This window comes from Actinopolymorpha alba DSM 45243 (assembly GCF_000373925.1).
Classification (GTDB): Bacteria; Actinomycetota; Actinomycetes; order Propionibacteriales; family Actinopolymorphaceae; genus Actinopolymorpha; species Actinopolymorpha alba.
In genome coordinates this window covers 136,015-151,524 of sequence record NZ_KB892823.1, presented here as the reverse complement: position 1 = coordinate 151,524, position 15,510 = coordinate 136,015, and the positions used below count along the sequence as shown (strand labels likewise).

At 67.1% G+C, this 15,510-nt stretch carries 15 protein-coding genes and 1 pseudogene; 8 read left to right on the top strand and 8 right to left on the bottom strand.

The window, feature by feature from the left end:
• Positions 1 to 233: pseudogene (locus tag B141_RS0137545) on the bottom strand (HNH endonuclease signature motif containing protein); the annotation flags it as partial.
• Between the two features lie 369 nt (positions 234 to 602).
• On the opposite strand from B141_RS0137545, the gene B141_RS44985 reads away from it, so the two are divergent.
• Positions 603 to 1,253 carry a hypothetical protein gene (locus B141_RS44985; protein WP_020580315.1) on the top strand — a complete coding sequence of 217 codons (651 nt, stop codon included), beginning with the start codon at positions 603 to 605 and terminating at the stop codon, positions 1,251 to 1,253.
• A 16-nt stretch (positions 1,254 to 1,269) separates the two neighbouring features.
• On the opposite strand, the gene B141_RS0137535 is transcribed toward B141_RS44985, so the two are convergent.
• Positions 1,270 to 2,316: a TRM11 family SAM-dependent methyltransferase gene (locus B141_RS0137535; RefSeq protein WP_020580314.1), complete on the bottom strand. Its 1,047-nt coding sequence runs from the start codon at positions 2,314 to 2,316 to the stop codon at positions 1,270 to 1,272.
• A gap of 42 nt (positions 2,317 to 2,358) precedes the next feature.
• The gene (locus tag B141_RS0137530; RefSeq protein ID WP_020580313.1) at positions 2,359 to 2,988 is read right to left on the bottom strand and encodes an MBL fold metallo-hydrolase; all 630 of its coding nucleotides are present in this window, start codon (positions 2,986 to 2,988) and stop codon (positions 2,359 to 2,361) included.
• A gap of 216 nt (positions 2,989 to 3,204) precedes the next feature.
• Between B141_RS0137530 and B141_RS0137525 the strand changes: the two genes are divergently transcribed.
• From B141_RS0137525 to B141_RS0137495, 7 genes are all read left to right on the top strand, one after another.
• Positions 3,205 to 3,966: an isoprenyl transferase gene (locus B141_RS0137525; RefSeq protein ID WP_020580312.1), complete on the top strand. Its 762-nt coding sequence runs from the start codon at positions 3,205 to 3,207 to the stop codon at positions 3,964 to 3,966.
• Positions 3,967 to 4,401: 435 nt separating this feature from the next.
• On the top strand, positions 4,402 to 5,676 hold the full coding sequence (locus tag B141_RS0137520; RefSeq protein WP_051114302.1) for a PhoH family protein: 1,275 nt from the start codon (positions 4,402 to 4,404) through the stop codon (positions 5,674 to 5,676).
• A 328-nt stretch (positions 5,677 to 6,004) separates the two neighbouring features.
• The gene (locus tag B141_RS51120; RefSeq protein WP_020580310.1) at positions 6,005 to 6,769 is read left to right on the top strand and encodes an aggregation-promoting factor C-terminal-like domain-containing protein; all 765 of its coding nucleotides are present in this window, start codon (positions 6,005 to 6,007) and stop codon (positions 6,767 to 6,769) included.
• Positions 6,770 to 7,470: 701 nt separating this feature from the next.
• Entirely contained in the window at positions 7,471 to 8,913 is a 1,443-nt protein-coding gene (locus tag B141_RS44980; protein WP_020580309.1) for an extracellular solute-binding protein, read from the top strand.
• A 17-nt stretch (positions 8,914 to 8,930) separates the two neighbouring features.
• Positions 8,931 to 9,857 (top strand): carbohydrate ABC transporter permease, encoded by a 927-nt coding sequence (locus tag B141_RS0137505; RefSeq protein WP_020580308.1) that lies wholly within the window; start codon positions 8,931 to 8,933, stop codon positions 9,855 to 9,857.
• Positions 9,857 to 10,684, top strand: a complete 828-nt coding sequence (locus tag B141_RS0137500; RefSeq protein ID WP_020580307.1) for a carbohydrate ABC transporter permease — start codon at positions 9,857 to 9,859, stop codon at positions 10,682 to 10,684. Before B141_RS0137505 ends, B141_RS0137500 begins: the two co-directional genes overlap by 1 nt.
• Positions 10,685 to 10,690: 6 nt before the next feature.
• Positions 10,691 to 11,875: an ABC transporter ATP-binding protein gene (locus B141_RS0137495; protein ID WP_020580306.1), complete on the top strand. Its 1,185-nt coding sequence runs from the start codon at positions 10,691 to 10,693 to the stop codon at positions 11,873 to 11,875.
• Between the two features lie 36 nt (positions 11,876 to 11,911).
• Here B141_RS0137495 and B141_RS0137490 read toward each other — a convergent pair whose 3' ends face one another.
• The 5 genes from B141_RS0137490 to B141_RS44970 all read right to left on the bottom strand — a co-directional run bounded on the left by B141_RS0137490 (position 11,912) and on the right by B141_RS44970 (position 15,451).
• Positions 11,912 to 13,477, bottom strand: a complete 1,566-nt coding sequence (locus tag B141_RS0137490; RefSeq protein WP_020580305.1) for a multicopper oxidase family protein — start codon at positions 13,475 to 13,477, stop codon at positions 11,912 to 11,914.
• Positions 13,474 to 13,914 (bottom strand): COX15/CtaA family protein, encoded by a 441-nt coding sequence (locus tag B141_RS44975; RefSeq protein ID WP_020580304.1) that lies wholly within the window; start codon positions 13,912 to 13,914, stop codon positions 13,474 to 13,476. The genes B141_RS0137490 and B141_RS44975 overlap by 4 nt, the downstream gene beginning before the upstream one ends.
• Positions 13,915 to 13,972: 58 nt before the next feature.
• Positions 13,973 to 14,110, bottom strand: a complete 138-nt coding sequence (locus B141_RS50155; RefSeq protein ID WP_157181587.1) for a hypothetical protein — start codon at positions 14,108 to 14,110, stop codon at positions 13,973 to 13,975.
• A 179-nt stretch (positions 14,111 to 14,289) separates the two neighbouring features.
• Positions 14,290 to 14,841: a ribonuclease FAU-1 family protein gene (locus B141_RS0137475; RefSeq protein ID WP_020580302.1), complete on the bottom strand. Its 552-nt coding sequence runs from the start codon at positions 14,839 to 14,841 to the stop codon at positions 14,290 to 14,292.
• 268 nt (positions 14,842 to 15,109) lie between these two features.
• On the bottom strand, positions 15,110 to 15,451 hold the full coding sequence (locus B141_RS44970) for a Uma2 family endonuclease (protein WP_020580301.1): 342 nt from the start codon (positions 15,449 to 15,451) through the stop codon (positions 15,110 to 15,112).
• Positions 15,452 to 15,510: the final 59 nt, after the last annotated feature.

Genomic DNA, 15,510 nt, shown 5'->3' with positions numbered 1-15,510 from the left:
CTCGTCGCGCCGGCTGTGCGGCCGAGGTCTCGCCGGTCCGCCTCCCGGATCACCTGGAGCTGGACCGCGTCGATCTGGGCCGAGAGAGCTTCAAGACTGACCAGGAGGTCGATCAGTTCCTGGCCGGGAGTCGACCACAACAGCGCACCGGACTCCTCAGCGAACCGGGCACGCGCCCGCTCGACCAGCACCGAGAACCGGTGCCGGCCCGCGTCCGCCGAGGTCGAATCCATACCCGAACACTAGCGGCGACCACCGACAACCTCCGGCCCCGAAAGCCCAACAAAACAAGGCCATCCGGCATCCGACCAGACCACCGTTCTGGGTCGGGGGCACCCTTGGCCAATAGAGCCGTACAAGGGTGCCCCCGACCCAAAACGGCGCGCCCGCGATACCAGCCGCCCACCGCCCACCGCCGGGCCCGCGTTCCATGATCATGAAGGCAGAAAGGGCTATACGTCCCGAAACCCTTCACGAAGAAGATCATGATCACGGAAAAGGGCTGGGGAGGAGGGTGCCGGTGGAGCCGGCGGATGGATCTCTCCCCAGGAGCTGGGCGAAGCCTCTTGCGAGGTGGCTCGTAACGGTGTAATCATCGTTACATGACACGGCATGAGCGTGAGGAGCGCATCCGCGGCTGGCTCGTGGGCCGGCTTCCCGATGAGTGGTTCGCTGGACCGGTCGAGCTCACCAGCGACCGCGAGGAGATCACCGTCGTCGGCCAGCTCGTCCCGCCGAAGGTGAGTGATGAGGCGTCGCCCGTCGAGCGGTCCGCCGCGGAGTCGGGCCGGATCAAGGAGTTCCGCGAGCGTACCCGAGAGCATCGCATCCGGATCGCCCGCGAACTCGAGCACGCTACCGGGCAGAAGGTCGCCTGGGGCGCCCGCTGTGGCGAGAGCCGGGAGACGTTCACGACCCTCTCAGTCCCGGTCATGACCAGGCTCCGCCAGTCTGAACGCCAGGTCCTCGACACCCTCGTCGAGTCCGGTGTCGCACGGACCCGATCCGAAGCACTCGCGTGGTGCGTGAAGCTGGTCGGCAAGCATGCCGAGTCCTGGCTGGGTGAGCTGCGTGAGGCGATGGCCCACGTCGAGCGGGTACGCGCACTGGGACCAGACGCCGCCGAGTCGACGGACCGGCTCGCCCCCGACACGTCGGAGGCCGAGAAGCCGGAGACCGAACAACCCGAGCAGACCGCAAACACCCCGGAGGCCAGTGAGGCGCCTAAGTCAGCGGACGTCAACGAGTCGTGAGGCGTCTCGACCCCGGTCAGGGCTTACGGGCGACGAGGATGTCGCGGATGATCGCCTGGTCGACGCGGTGCCGAAAGCCCAGGTAGGGCTCGGATTCGCAGACCTCGAGGCCGGCTCGGGTGAGCACGTCCGCCGCGTCCTCGCGCCGGGCGACGTAGGTGTTCCATGAGAGGCCGAGCGCCCCGCCCGGACGCAGGAGCTCGACCCAGCCAGGCAGGGCCGCCGCCAACAGGTCCAGAGGAGTTCGGGAGAGCTTCGCGCCACCTGACCGGCTGCCGTGCTGGACGCCGTACGGCGCATCGGTGACCAGGACGTCGAACGATCGGGGTCGGAAGAAGTCCCGCGCCTTCAGGGTGTCCGCGTTGACGACCGTGAGCGAGAGTGTGCTTCCGGACTTGTACGCGTCCTTGCTCGGCGCCAGGGTGACGTGCAACTTCCGGCCGATGACCTTGCGGTCGCGGCGTACCGGCGTGAACTCCGCCTGGTGTTTGAGCCGCTTGCGCTTGAGCCAGGTCCGGATGAAGCCGGAGTACGCCTCGACGTCCTTGCCGTCGATTTCGATGCCGGTGGCGTCGTAGCCGTACATCAAAGCCTGGTTGAGGGTTGTGCCGCGTCCGCACAACGGGTCGAAGACGTGCAGCGGCCGGTCGAGCATCTCGGTGCCGGACGTCGAGGCGAGCACGGTGACGTTGAGCAGGAGCTTCGTGAAGTACTCGTTGGTCTTTCCTGCGTACTTCTGGATCGTCAGCAGGTCGTCGTCGAACTCGGCGAGCGGTGTCAACCCGACCGGACGCAGGATCTCACCGCCGGCGTCTCCATCCACCTCGAAGAGCGCGTAGATCGAGGAGAGGTTGGAGAGGTAGGCGACGTCTCGTCCGCTGAGGGTCTCCGCCGAGAACGTGACGTACGGGACGCCGCCCAGCCTGGTCTCCGCCAGGTCGAGTAGCCGGGCGCCGAGCACGGTCTCGGCGAACACCGAGAGCTCGGCACGGGTCAGGGCGACCGAGGCCTCGGCATAGACCCGGTTGGTCGCTGGTAGTACGAGCAAGGCGTAGCGCCGCATGTCGACAAGGATCCCAGGCGCCGGAGCGGTCGGTGCTGGCGGTCAGGCCTCCACGGCCTGGCCGGGGGTGAGTCGGCGGTACTCCGACCCGGCCTTCTCCGCCATCGACGTGAGCAGGCCGTCGATGACCGACAGGCCGATGTCGTTGTAGAGCCCGTCGTGGACAGACAACGCCAGCTCTGGTCGGACGTTGCGGATGTAGTCGACCGAGTCGGCGCCGCGCAGCCACGGCGCGCTGGTCGGCACCATCAGCGTGCGTACCGGCGTGGGTGGGATCGTGAACGCGTCACCGGGGTGGAAGAACGCCCCGTCGAGGAGGAATCCCACGTTCGGCACCGGCGGCAGGTCGGGATGGATGATCTCGTGCCGCTCGCCGTGGACGCCCACCTCGAAGCCGGCGGCGGTGAAGCCGTCGCCGTTCGCGACCACGTGCACCCGGTCGGGGTCGACATTCGCCAGCAATGCGGCGACTGCGGCGTTTGTCCAGATCTGGACGTCGGGATGGCGTTCCAGTTTGCCGGCGTCGAGATGATCGATGTGCTCATGGGTGATGAGGACCGCTTCGGCTCCGTCGAGCGGCTCCTCCTCGCTGAACGAACCCGGGTCGATGACGAGCGCGTGGTCGCCCTTCTCGAGCCGGACACAGGCGTGGGTGTACTTGATGATGCGCACAGATCGTGGCCTCCCCGCCTCGCGCTCTGTTGGTTCCGGCCCCACACGGGCTTCGCCCGGCTGGGACCACCCCAATCTCCATGTCCTTCACCCGCGAGTCTAGGGCCCCGGCCGGTGATGCCGGGCCGGTAAGAGGGCCCACGGGGCGACTCTGGAAGCGAAGGAGGGGCCTTCGGCGGTAGCCTCGGTCCAGGCGTCGAGGAGGTGACGAGCCGCATGGCCTTGCCTGGCCTTCTGTACCGCATCTACCAGCGGCGGTTGCGGGCATCCATCCCCCCCAAACGCGTGCCGCGCCACGTCGCGGTGATGATCGACGGCAACCGCCGTTGGGCGCGCGCGTCCGGTAGCCACGTGTCCAGCGGGCACCAGGCTGGGGCCGACAAGATCCCGGAGTTCCTCGGCTGGTGCGAGGAACTCGGCGTGGACGTCGTCACCATCTGGATGCTGTCCACAGACAACCTCTCCCGCCCACCGGAGGAGCTCGAGCCGCTCCTCACGATCATCGAGCGGATCATCGACGAGCTTGCCGCGAGCGGTCGATACCGCATCCACCCGGTCGGTGCCTCCGACCTCCTGCCGCAGTCGGTCGCCCGGCGCCTGAAGGAGGCGATGGAGCGGACCGCCACGGTCTCGGGAATGCTGGTCAACGTCGCGGTGGGGTACGGCGGTCGGCAGGAGCTCGCCGATGCCGTCCGTTCCCTGCTGCTCGAGCAGGCCAGCCGCGGCATGACGCTCGAGGAGCTCGCCGAGGTGCTCGACGTCGAACACATCGCCGAGCATCTCTATACCAAGGGCCAACCCGACCCTGACCTTGTCATTCGTACGTCTGGCGAGCAGCGAATGTCCGGGTTCCTGCTCTGGCAGAGTGCCCACAGCGAGTTCTATTTCTGCGAAGCGCTGTGGCCGGACTTCCGCAAGGTTGACTTTCTTCGGGCGATCCGGGCCTACGCCGCGCGAAGCCGTCGTTACGGTCTCTGAACCTTCCGTTAACCGAACGGCTTGCGCGTTCCCCTGTTCGACAGGCGTCCAGAGACGTATTTTCGAACGTGACGGCCGGAGGAACCCGGCCGTTCGGGAGGCCTAGTCGATGCGTCCGAAGTCGTCCTCCTCCCGCCGTAAGGCGGGCCAGGGTTCGCACGAGGAGCGTGCGCCGGGGTCAGGAGACCCGTGGCGCCGGAGGGCCGGCACCCGGCCCTTGGGCCTGGTCCCGGTCCAGCAACTTTCATGCGAGGGCCGGGCGCCGGGTGCGCGCTGCTGGCCCGAAGGGGACGGAACGTGGCTGCAGCGGAGTTCCACACGACCGCGGGTACGGGCCCACTCAGCGCTCAGACCAGCAAGCGCAAGAAGCCGACGTCCAACTCGGCCGGCGCTGCCGTACGGCGAAAGTCAGCTCCGCCCCAGACTCGCACCTACGTGCTCGACACCAGCGTTCTCCTCGCCGACCCGCACGCGCTCCGGAGGTTCGACGAGCACGAAGTGGTGGTTCCCGTCGTGGTCGTCACCGAGCTGGAGGGCAAGCGGCACCATCCAGAACTTGGCTACTTCGCCCGCACCGCGCTTCGACTGCTCGACGAACTCCGCGTCCGTCACGGCCGGCTTGACGAGCCCATCCCCATCGGCGAGGCCGGCGGCACGCTGCGGGTCGAGCTGAACCACACCGATCCGGAGGTCCTGCCGGCCGGCTTCCGTCTGGGTGACAACGACACCCGCATCCTCGCGGTGGCCCGCAACCTCGCGGCCGACGGTCGTGACGTCGTACTCGTCTCCAAGGACCTGCCGCTGCGGGTGAAGGCGTCCGCTGTTGGTCTGGCGGCGGAGGAGTACCGCGCGGAGCTGCCGGTCGAGACCGGGTGGACCGGCATGGTCGAGCTCGACGTCACCGCTGCGGACCTCGACCGGTTGTACGCCGAGGGTGCGATCGACCTCGCCGCGGCCAAGGAACTTCCCTGCCACACCGGTCTCGTGCTCCTGTCAGAGCGTGGCAGCGGACTCGGCAGGGTCACCCCCGACAAGCGAGTTCGCCTGGTGCGTGGCGACCGTGACGCGTTCGGTCTGCATGGGCGGTCCGCGGAGCAGCGCGTCGCCCTGGACATCCTGCTCGACCCCGAGGTGGGCATCGTCAGCCTCGGCGGCCGGGCCGGAACCGGCAAGTCCGCGTTGGCGCTGTGCGCGGGGCTGGAGGCGGTGATGGAACGCCGCCAGCACCGCAAGGTCGTGGTGTTCCGGCCGTTGTACGCCGTGGGCGGCCAGGACCTCGGCTACCTGCCAGGCAGCGAAGCGGAGAAGATGCAGCCGTGGGCGCAAGCGGTCTTTGACACGCTCGGTGCTGTCACGAGCACGGAAGTGATGGAAGAGGTCATAGATCGCGGCATGCTCGAGGTGTTGCCGCTCACGCACATCCGTGGCCGGTCGCTGCACGACGCATTCGTTGTGGTTGATGAGGCGCAATCTCTGGAACGCAACGTCTTGCTCACGGTATTGTCACGGATTGGTTCCGGCTCGCGGGTCGTCCTTACTCACGATGTGGGTCAGCGCGACAACCTGCGGGTCGGTCGCCATGACGGAGTCGTTGCGGTTGTTGAGAAGCTCAAGGGGCATCCGTTGTTCGCGCACGTGACGTTGAGTCGCTCCGAGCGGTCGCCGATCGCCGCGCTCGTCACCGAGATGCTTGAGGACATCTCGCTGTGAGCGTGGTCGAGTGCGTCGCTTCGGCTCGCTTGACGTCCCCATTAGTTAGCAGAGTGTCACGTCTGCTACGTTGCGTGTGCAACTCGGACTCGCTTCGCGCGATCTCGTGAATCGCGAGAGACGTCTGGAGGCAGGTGTGTCGAGCAACGCGGGTAGGCACAAGGCGCCGGCGAAGCACAGGGCGCGCGGGCGGATGCTCGTTGGCGGCCTTGGTGCTCCCTCGGCGCAGGCCGGTGCGCAGCCCGGAGGTAAGCGTGCGGCCACCCGGCCGGTGACGCGGCCGCCGGAGTCCGCACCCGCTCGTGCCGTGCCACCGAGGGTTCCCTCGATGGAGTCCCCACCGGCCCCACCGGCTCCGGCGTTCTCCTCCGTCGCCGTCCAGCTGCCGGCTCTCGAGGCCGTGGAGTCCGAGACCGTTGACAAGAAGGGCTCCCGGCTCAACCCCACCTTCGCCGCCGTCACCGCGGCGAGCATCGGTGTCACCGGTGCTGTAGGTGGTGGGCTTCTGATCAGTAGCGATCAGCTCAACCCGACCAGCAAGCTCGTTCTTTCAGACCTCAGTGCTCGTGGGGGGTTGACGCCGGCGAAGGCCGCCGCACTCAAGTCGGCCTCGCCGTCGGCAACCCCCCGCTTCACGACCCGGGTCGTCACCTCCACGCCGACCGCGACACCTACGGCGACCGCTACCGAGGCGCCCGTCCCGGCCACGGGTGAGGCGGTCCTCGACCGGACCGCCGTCGAACGCCGGCGCGCCGAAGAACGCGCCTCCCGCGCCCGCGAGCGGCTCGCCCTGGGTTCTCCCAAGGAGATCGCCTCCCGGCTGGTGGCGGCCCGCGGTTGGAACTCCACGCAGTTCGAGTGCCTCGACTCGATCTGGACACGCGAGAGCGGCTGGAGAATCACCGCCACCAACCCCAGTTCGGGCGCCTACGGCATTCCGCAGGCCCTGCCCGGCCGGAAGATGGCGACGGCCGGGTCCGACTGGCGTACCAACCCTGAGACCCAGATCAAGTGGGGCCTCAACTACATCGCATCGCGCTACTCCACACCCTGCGGCGCCTGGTCCTACTGGAAGCGCAACAACTGGTACTAACCACGGCTGGCTCAACCCGGCTGGCGGGCCAGGAGGTTTAGCGGTCGCGCGGAAAGGGCCGTCCTGCATCTGCGGCCGGCGCCGCGCGGCGCCGGACGCCGCTCCCTATCGGCATGACCTCTTGTTCAAACCTCTCGCGCCGAATCAGGCCGCCAGCTGTCCGGTCCGTGAGACAACCCGCTCCTGCGAGTGAGGCCTCTTCAAACTCCTGGTCGCCGCACTGCTGTGGGCCTCAACCGAGGGGACCTGGAACTCGGATGGAGTTTTGAATAGGTCTCAGTGCGTCCACGATCCCTTGCCCCGGCGGGTCAGGGCCGAGAGCTGTTCCACTATGCGAGATCGCCCACCTGAGGTTGTGATGGTCTCAATATCTGGGCGCAGGCGATACGCGGGTGGTTGCTCGAGAGGTCGCAAACTGTAGAGCGGGAGCCAGCTCCTTCTACGGTTTGCGACCTCTCGCCGATTACCGACTCAGCCGGCACCGTCACGCCTGGCAGGTTTCTGCCAGACAGCACACAGGGTGACTGCATCGCCTGACACTTGACCGGGTATGTCAGTGCTGCTGCCTTGCCCACCGGCACGACCGGCAGGCAAAGCGTGGCTAACTTGCGGTTCGGTGAAAGATCGACAGGATGATTTGGAGCGATACCCCGCAGACACGACCAGGAATGTGCCTGCAGACAAGTCGACGGGGAGGCGATGTGCACAACACGGCCGACCGTGGAAGTCGGAGAGCGGAGGCAGGCGAGAGGTTCTCGCCAGACCCCGACCGTTTCGGCCCTCGACCATCATCACGAAAGCGCCGGCGGACGGCGATTCTCGCCGCGGGCGCCCTGCTCGCTGGTACGGCGTTGGCTGGTTGCGGCGGGGGTTCGGGCCCCCCTGTCCTCACCTGGTACATCAACCCTGACAACGGCACCCAGCAGAAGCTCGCGCAGACCTGCACCGAGCAGGCGAACGGGCGCTACCGGATCCAGACCGCGTTGCTGCCGCGGGATTCGACGGCTCAGCGCGAGCAGTTGGTGCGCCGGCTCGCAGCGGGTGACCAGGGTGTCGACCTGATGAGCTTGGACGTGCCGTATCTCGCGGAGTTCGCGAACGCGGGTTTCGTTCGCAGGTTCAGCGCCGACGAGCGCGCCCGGCTCACCAAGGGCATGCTGACCGGGCCGTTGGACGCGGCGCAGTGGAAGGGCGCGTTGTACGCCGTTCCGTTCAACACCAACACCCAGCTGCTGTGGTATCACAAGTCCGTTGCGCGTAAGGCCGGACTTGATGTCGGACCAACCACTGACGTCACCTGGGACCAGGTGATCAAGGCCGCCGAGAAGACGGGTACGACCGTCCAGGTGCAGGCCTCGCGATACGAAGGCTACTCCGTGCTCATCAACTCCCTGGTGGCCTCGGCGGGCGGGCGGATCCTCAAGAATCCCCAAGCGGGCAAGGAAGTTACGCCGTCGATCGACTCGAAGGCCGGACGGGCGGCGGCCAACGTCCTGCGGACGCTCGCACGGTCGAAGGCCGCCTCGCCTGACATCAGCAACTCCGACGAGGGCACGACGCAGGCGGGATTCCTGGAGAAGTCCGGCGGGTTCATGACGAACTGGCCGTTCGTCTACACCGCTGAGACCGGCATTCTCGATGGTCTCAAGCAGGAACGCCAAGCCGCGAAGTCCGCCGCCACGCGCGCTGACCTCGACCAGAAGATCAAGGACCAGGAGGCGCGGATCGCCGACTTCGGCTGGGCGCGCTGGCCCGCGGTCGTCAAGGGTCGGCCGAGCGCGCCGCCGTTGGGTGGAATCGATCTGGCGATCGGTGCCTTCACGAGGTACCCCGCCGCGAGCGTCGAGGCGGTCGCCTGTCTCACGTCGCCCGCGAGCCAGAAGACCTACATGCTGGGTGAAGGTCTCCTCCCGACAGTCGAGTCCGTCTACGCCGACCCCAAGATCAGGAAGGCGTTCCCGATGTCCGACCTGCTACGGCGGTCCGTCGACGAGGCGGCGCCGCGACCGGTGACGCCGTACTACCCCGACATCACGGCTGCGATCCAGCGCACCTGGCATCCGCCGGGCGCGCTCACGTCGCGCACACCCGCGGAGACGGCACAACTCATCGTCGCCGTCCTCCATGACCGAGAGCTGATCTGAGGCGGAAGGGAGGAACCATGACGACGATGGAAAGAACGGTTCCCTCAACCGTCAAGCCGCGGGTGACCGACCGGGCCCGGCATGAGCGGCGGCTGGGTTGGTATCTATGTGCTCCGGCGTTCTTCGTCATGCTGGCGGTCACCGCTTATCCCATGCTGCAGGCGGTCTGGCTGTCGTTGCAGAGTTACCGGATCACCGACCCGCAGTCGCGAAGGTTCGTGTGGTTCGACAACTACACGATGGTGCTGAGCGACGCGTTGTGGTGGCGGGATGTCGGCGTCACCGTGCTGATCACCGTGATCACCGTCGTGGTCGAACTCATTATCGGCTTCGCGTTCGCGATGGTCATGCACCGGATCCTCTTCGGGCGCGGATTCGTACGCACGGCGATCCTGGTGCCGTACGGCATCATCACGGTGGTGTCGGCGTTCGCGTGGAGGTTCGCGTTCGCACCCGACTCGGGGTTCGTGAACTCGTGGTTCGGCCTTGACAACTACGACTTCTTCGCCAACTTCTGGTCATCACTCATGGCGATTTCGTTGTCGGAGATCTGGAAGACGACGCCGTTCATGTCGCTGTTGCTGCTCGCCGGGTTGGCGCAGGTGCCCGAAGAGTTGCAGGAGGCCGCGAAGGTTGATGGTGCGACCTGGTGGCAGCGGCTGTGGAAGGTGACGGTCCCCAACATGAAGGCCGCCATCATGGTGGCGTTGTTGTTCCGCACTCTCGACGCCTACCGCATCTTCGACAGCGTTTTCGTCATGACCAACGGCGCGCAGGGAACCGAAACGGTGTCGTTCCTGGCCTACCGCCAGATGATCACCCGGACCGCGGTGGGCCTGGGGTCGGCGGTGTCGGTGCTGCTGTTCCTCACGGTGGTCCTCATCGCGTTCGTCTTCATCAAGCTCTTCCGCACCGACCTTTCCCAGGTGAGGGGTGATCGGTAATGGGACGTGGTGCGAGCAAGGCACTGTGGGCGATTGCTGGCGTGCTGATCATTGTCTACACGCTCTTTCCGGTCGCCTGGATCGTCTCGCTGTCCTTCAAGAAGGGCTCGGACGTCCAGAACCAACAGTTCTTTCCGACCGAGTGGTCGTGGGAAAACTACAAGACGGTCCTTGATTCCGGCCTTTTCACCAGTGCCCTTCGTAATTCCATCGGCATCTCGTTGATCTCCACGGTGGTGTCGGTGACGCTGGCGACCTTCGCGGCCTACGCGATCGCCCGACTGGAGTTCAGCGGTAAGAAGCTCGTCCTCTCGATGGCCCTGGCGATCGCGATGTTCCCCACGATCTCCCTGGTGCCGCCGTTGTTCGACCTCTGGCGGACCCTCGGGCTCTACGACACCTGGATCGGCCTGATCATCCCGTACATGTCGTTCACTCTTCCGCTGTCGATCTGGACGCTCTCGGCGTTCTTCCGGGAGATCCCGTGGGAGATGGAGCAGGCCGCGCAGGTGGACGGGGCGACCCCCTGGCAGGCGTTCCGTAAGGTGATCGTGCCGCTGGCCGCGCCGGGAGTCTTCACCGCGGCCATCCTCACGTTCTTCTTCGCCTGGAACGACTTCGTTTTCGGGATTTCGCTGACGGCTTCTGACGCCGCCCGGCCGGTGCCGGCGGCACTGGCGTTCTTCACCGGTGAGTCGTTCTTTACCGAGCCCACAGCGGCGATCGCGGCGGCGGCGGTGGTCGTCACGATTCCGGTGATCGTGCTTGTACTCCTCTTCCAACGCAAGATTGTTGCCGGACTGACCTCCGGCGCGGTGAAGGGTTGATGCGCCATGGCAGCCATCTCGTTGAAGAACATCGTCAAGAGGTACGGCGACGGATATCCCGCGGTCAACGACGTCAGCCTCGACATCGCCGACGGGGAGTTCATGATCCTCGTCGGGCCGTCCGGCTGCGGCAAGTCGACCTTGCTCCGGATGATCGTGGGCCTGGAAGACATCACCTCCGGGGACCTCTCCATCGGCGGGCGGCGGGTCAACGAACTCGCACCCCGCGAACGCAAACTCGCGATGGTGTTCCAGAACTACGCGCTCTACCCCCACCTCACCGTCTACGAGAACATCGCGTTCCCATTGCGGCTCGCCAAGCAGCCGGACGAGACGGTGCGGGAGAAGGTCGAGAAGGTCGCGGAACTCCTGGAACTCAAGGAACATCTGCACCGCAAGCCAAGCCAGCTCTCCGGCGGGCAGCGGCAGCGGGTCGCGATGGGGCGGGCGATCGTCCGGGAAGCGGAGGCGTTCCTCTTCGACGAACCTCTGTCCAACCTCGACGCCAAACTCCGCGGTCAGATGCGGACCGAGATCTCCCGCCTGCAACGCCGGCTTGGCACCACCACCGTGTACGTCACCCACGACCAGACCGAGGCGATGACCTTGGGCGACCGGGTTGCCGTTCTCCGCAAGGGTGTCCTGCAGCAGTGCGCGACGCCGCGGGAGCTCTACGAGCACCCCGTCAACCTGTTCGTCGCCGGCTTCATCGGTGCGCCCCCGATGAACCTGCTCCCCGCGACGGTCACCAACGGCAAGGTGGAGTTGCCGTTCTGTACCGTCCCGATCCCGTCGGGCATCGATCCCGCCGCCGCCGAAGGGAAGCTCCTGGTAGCCGGTCTGCGGCCGGGTCACTTCGAGGACGCGGCGTACGTCGATGCCGCCAAGCGAAACCGCGGCCAGACCTTCGAGGCGACGGTCGACGTGACCGAGTGGCTCGGCAATGAGCAGTATGCCTACGTGCCGTACGAATCCCCGGAAGAGATCCGTGCGCAGGTGGACGCTCTCGCGACCGAACTCGACATGGAGGCAATGCGACCTCAGCTGATCATCTCCCTTGATCCGGCGAGCCGGATCAAGGAGGGTCGCCCCGCGCAATTCTGGGTTGACACGTCGCGGATGCATCTGTTCAACCCGCAGACCGGCAACAACCTCGCCGGGCAGCGGGAGCCGGACACCCAACCCGCGTAGGAGATTCGAGGGCTCTGAAGAGGTAGTGCGGCCTCTTCAGACCACCTCGAAGTTGCCCATCATCGCCATGTCCTCATGCTCGAGATTGTGGCAGTGGAAGGCGTATCGGCCGCGATAGCCGTCGAAGCGGGCGATGACCTCCACGGTCTGGGCGGCTTGGAGGTCATGCGTGTCCTTCCAGGCGAGGTCCCTGACCTTCCGGCCATCGATCGAGAGCACCTGGAAGTGCACGAGGTGCAGGTGGACGGGGTGGGCGATGTCGCTGGTGAGCCGCCAGATCTCCGTGCTCCCCAGCTTGGGGCGCGCGTCCATCCGGGTCGGGTCGAACGCCTTGCCGTTGATGGTCCAGCCGGTGTGGCCGTGCACCTCACCGGACTCGAACCTCAGGTCGCGGGTCACTTTGGCCCGGGCCGGGTCGAGGCGTTCGATCCGCGACAGACGGTTGGGCACCGCGCTGTCGTCGCGTTCGTTCCTGACCACTCGGAACCGCATGACCTGGGCCGCGGAGTCCTTGCCAGCGCGGTTGCGCAGGACGATCGTGGTGCCGACCGGGTACGCCGCGAAGTCGACCACCACGTCCAGCCGTTCCGCGGGCGCGAGGGTGAGGGTCTCCCGGGTGGCCGGTCGTTCGAGTAGTCCTCCGTCGGTGCCGACCTGGACGAAGGCTGAGCTCTCCGACGGTGCGGGGTCCAGAGCGAGTTCGTAGCGCCGGGCGTTGGAGGCGTTCAGGACGCGGAAGCGATAGCGCGTGCGGGCCACCTCGAACTCCGGCCAGGGTGCGCCGTTGACGAGGATGACGTCGCCGAGCACACCGCCGGCGTAGGCCTCCCGCACCCCAGGTCGCGACCGCAGGCTGGCGTCGAGCGCCGGGTAGCTCAGGGAACCGTCGGCCGCGAACGCCCGGTCGCAGATCATCAGCGGGACATCCTTGGCGCCCTTCGGCAGTGGCAGCGCGTCGTCCTCGTCATCGCGGACGACGAAGAAGCCGGCGAGCCCGCGCCAGACCTGCGGCCCGGTGAAGTCCATCCGGTGATCGTGGTACCACAGCGTCGCCGCCCGCTGATCGAGCGGGAACTCATAGGTCCGCTGGCCGCGTACCACCTTCGCGCGCGGATCAGGCATGCCTGACGGGAAGTCTCCGCGGGCCGGTAGCAGCAGGTCGGTGGGATACCCATCGCTCTCCGGCGGAGTCCGACCGCCGTGCAGGTGGGTGACGACGGGGACTGGCAGCTCGTTCCGCTGGCGTACGACGATCCGCCGGCCACGGCGCGCCTCCAGAGTGGGGCCGGGAAACTGCCCGGCATATCCCCAGATCCGGGTACGCAGGCCGGGCAGGATCTCCTGCTCGGCCACGCGTACCGGAAGGTCGTAGTAGTCGGTGGTCGGGCTGGTGCTGGTCGGCTTGAGTACGTCTGGGATCGGGAGCGGCACCTGGAAGGGCTTCGGGAGCGGAGCCGTGCTCGCGAGAAGCCGGGCGTCCGGGGTGCTCGAGCGCAGGAGCGAGCAACTGCTCGCGACCCACGGCAGCAGCACCCCGGCGCCAAGGACCCTGAGCGTCTGCCGCCGGCTGAGCCGCCCCGGGCTGTGCCGCTGTTCCGTCATGGGCGTACGCCGGTGGCCTGGCCCGGCGACCGCGACCGGAGCTGAGCCATCTGGGCAAAGACACCGCCGAAGATCAGGACGCCCAGAGGGATGTGAAGCCCCCTGACGTGCGCCGCACCGAGCGCGGCCTGAACGATGATCGCGACGATCAGGCCGATGCTCGAGCCGACCATCCGCCCCGGGCCGCGACCTGGCCGCCACACGAGGATGGCGGCGACCAACTGCAGGATCGCGAGCAACAGCACGAGCAGCATGCCGGCGCTGTGGAGCGCGCGCATCGCGGTGTTGCCCGACAGTATTTGTCCGGCGCTGATCGCCTGGAGCAGGATCGCCGCGGCGAGCAGCGGCACGAGGATCCGCAGCGCGCGGAAGCCTCGGGCCTGCCAGACCTGCGTTTGGGAATCTTCTTGCTGAGCAAGGGTGGCGTCAGGTTGCATGGCGCCAGCTTGCCGATCCGGCGACCGTACTCGCGTCGCCTCGCGGGCGGCTTTACGTCTACATCGAGGGACGTACGTGGGCCCGCGCGAGGTCATCGACGAGCGTATCGCCGTGCCCGTCGAGCCAGCGCTCGATTGCGACGCCCACCGCGAGCTGGGCATACGCCTCCTCGGCTGGCCCGGCAGGCCTCGCCAACCGCCTCGACCTCGCGGACGTCGGCCCGGTCGGGTCTGCGACCTGGTAGGTAGTGGAACAGCGCGGCTACTCCTGCAGGCGTATGCAACAGGGTCCGGCCGTCGGAGGCGGGAATCGAAGTTGGGTCCGCGAACGGCAGCCGGCGCCAGGCGGTGAGCAATCTCGCCGCTGGCGGGCCGTCAGTAGTCGGCGACACTATCTGCGGGCAGGGTGGGGATGGCCCAGGCGGGATCGGGGCGCCAGTCCTCCCAGCCGTCGCAGAAGGGGGAGCCCCAGCCGGCGGCGAGTTCCTCGACCTCCCGCGCGTCCGCTTCGAACCGCGCGGCATCCTCGGCGGTGTAGCGCCCGGCGGCGACTGCCGCCTCCAGCTCGTCCTCGTCCTTCCACTCGACCCGGCCGTCGGGATAGACCACGACGTCGAGGACGTGGTCCTGGGTGATGACGTTCGCGTCGTCGCGGACGTGGACGTCCTCGAGGTTGATGTACCAGTTGCGGAAGGTGCCGTCAGCGTTGCGGAACAGCCAGGCGGACCAGGGCACGCCGGTCGGTGCCACCTTGAGGATGCCGCCGCCCCGCCAGACGTCGCGCTTGAGCGCCCGGTCAGCCCGGAACGCGTCGTACAACGGCAACGCGCGGAGGTCCCGCCCGTCGGGCAGGACCGTCTTGAAGATCGGAGTCGAGGGCGCGAGCCAGGCGGCAAGTACGTCCGCATCGTCACGTACGACGGTCATTGGTCGGACCGTTTCGGGTCTGCCTGGAATCCAGGCGGTGCGACGGTAGCGCCACCAGATGTGCGTACCGGCCGGCCAGTACGGCGGATGCCCAGAGGACCGGAAACCGTTTGGTTGTCCAGATTCTGGCACTGAGGAGGTGGGAGCGCTCATCGCTGTGACCTTACCGGCGGATCGCGCTTCTCGCCCGAGCTCGGCGCTGATCCCGGCGCTGATCCCGGCCACCGTCCGGCGGCCGGACGGGGCTAGGAACAAGCCTCCAGAGCGATCACGACGAGCGTGTCACGAGGTCAATGGGTACGACGGGCACGGCGTATGGCGCTGTGGCCCGGAACTCCTTGTTGCCGGTCACGGTCACGACATCGTGGTAGGTGTCGCCACGAAGCTCCATGACCGTCAGGCCGGGCATCTTGGGGTCGATCACCCAGTAGGCGGGGCAACCGGCGCGTTGGAGGCGTTCCCGCTTGAGAAGGAGGTCGATGCCATGCGTGCTGTCGGAGAGAACCTCCACGGCGAGCATGGGGGCCGCGGGGAGATTCTTGTGCCCGTCATCGGGCATCGCATCCAGATCGGCGCAGGTCAACGGCCGGCCCCAGGGCAGCGTGGTCATGGCCCTCCCACGGTTGGTGGTTATGGGGCACAAGGATGGCCGGATGGATCGCTTGAACG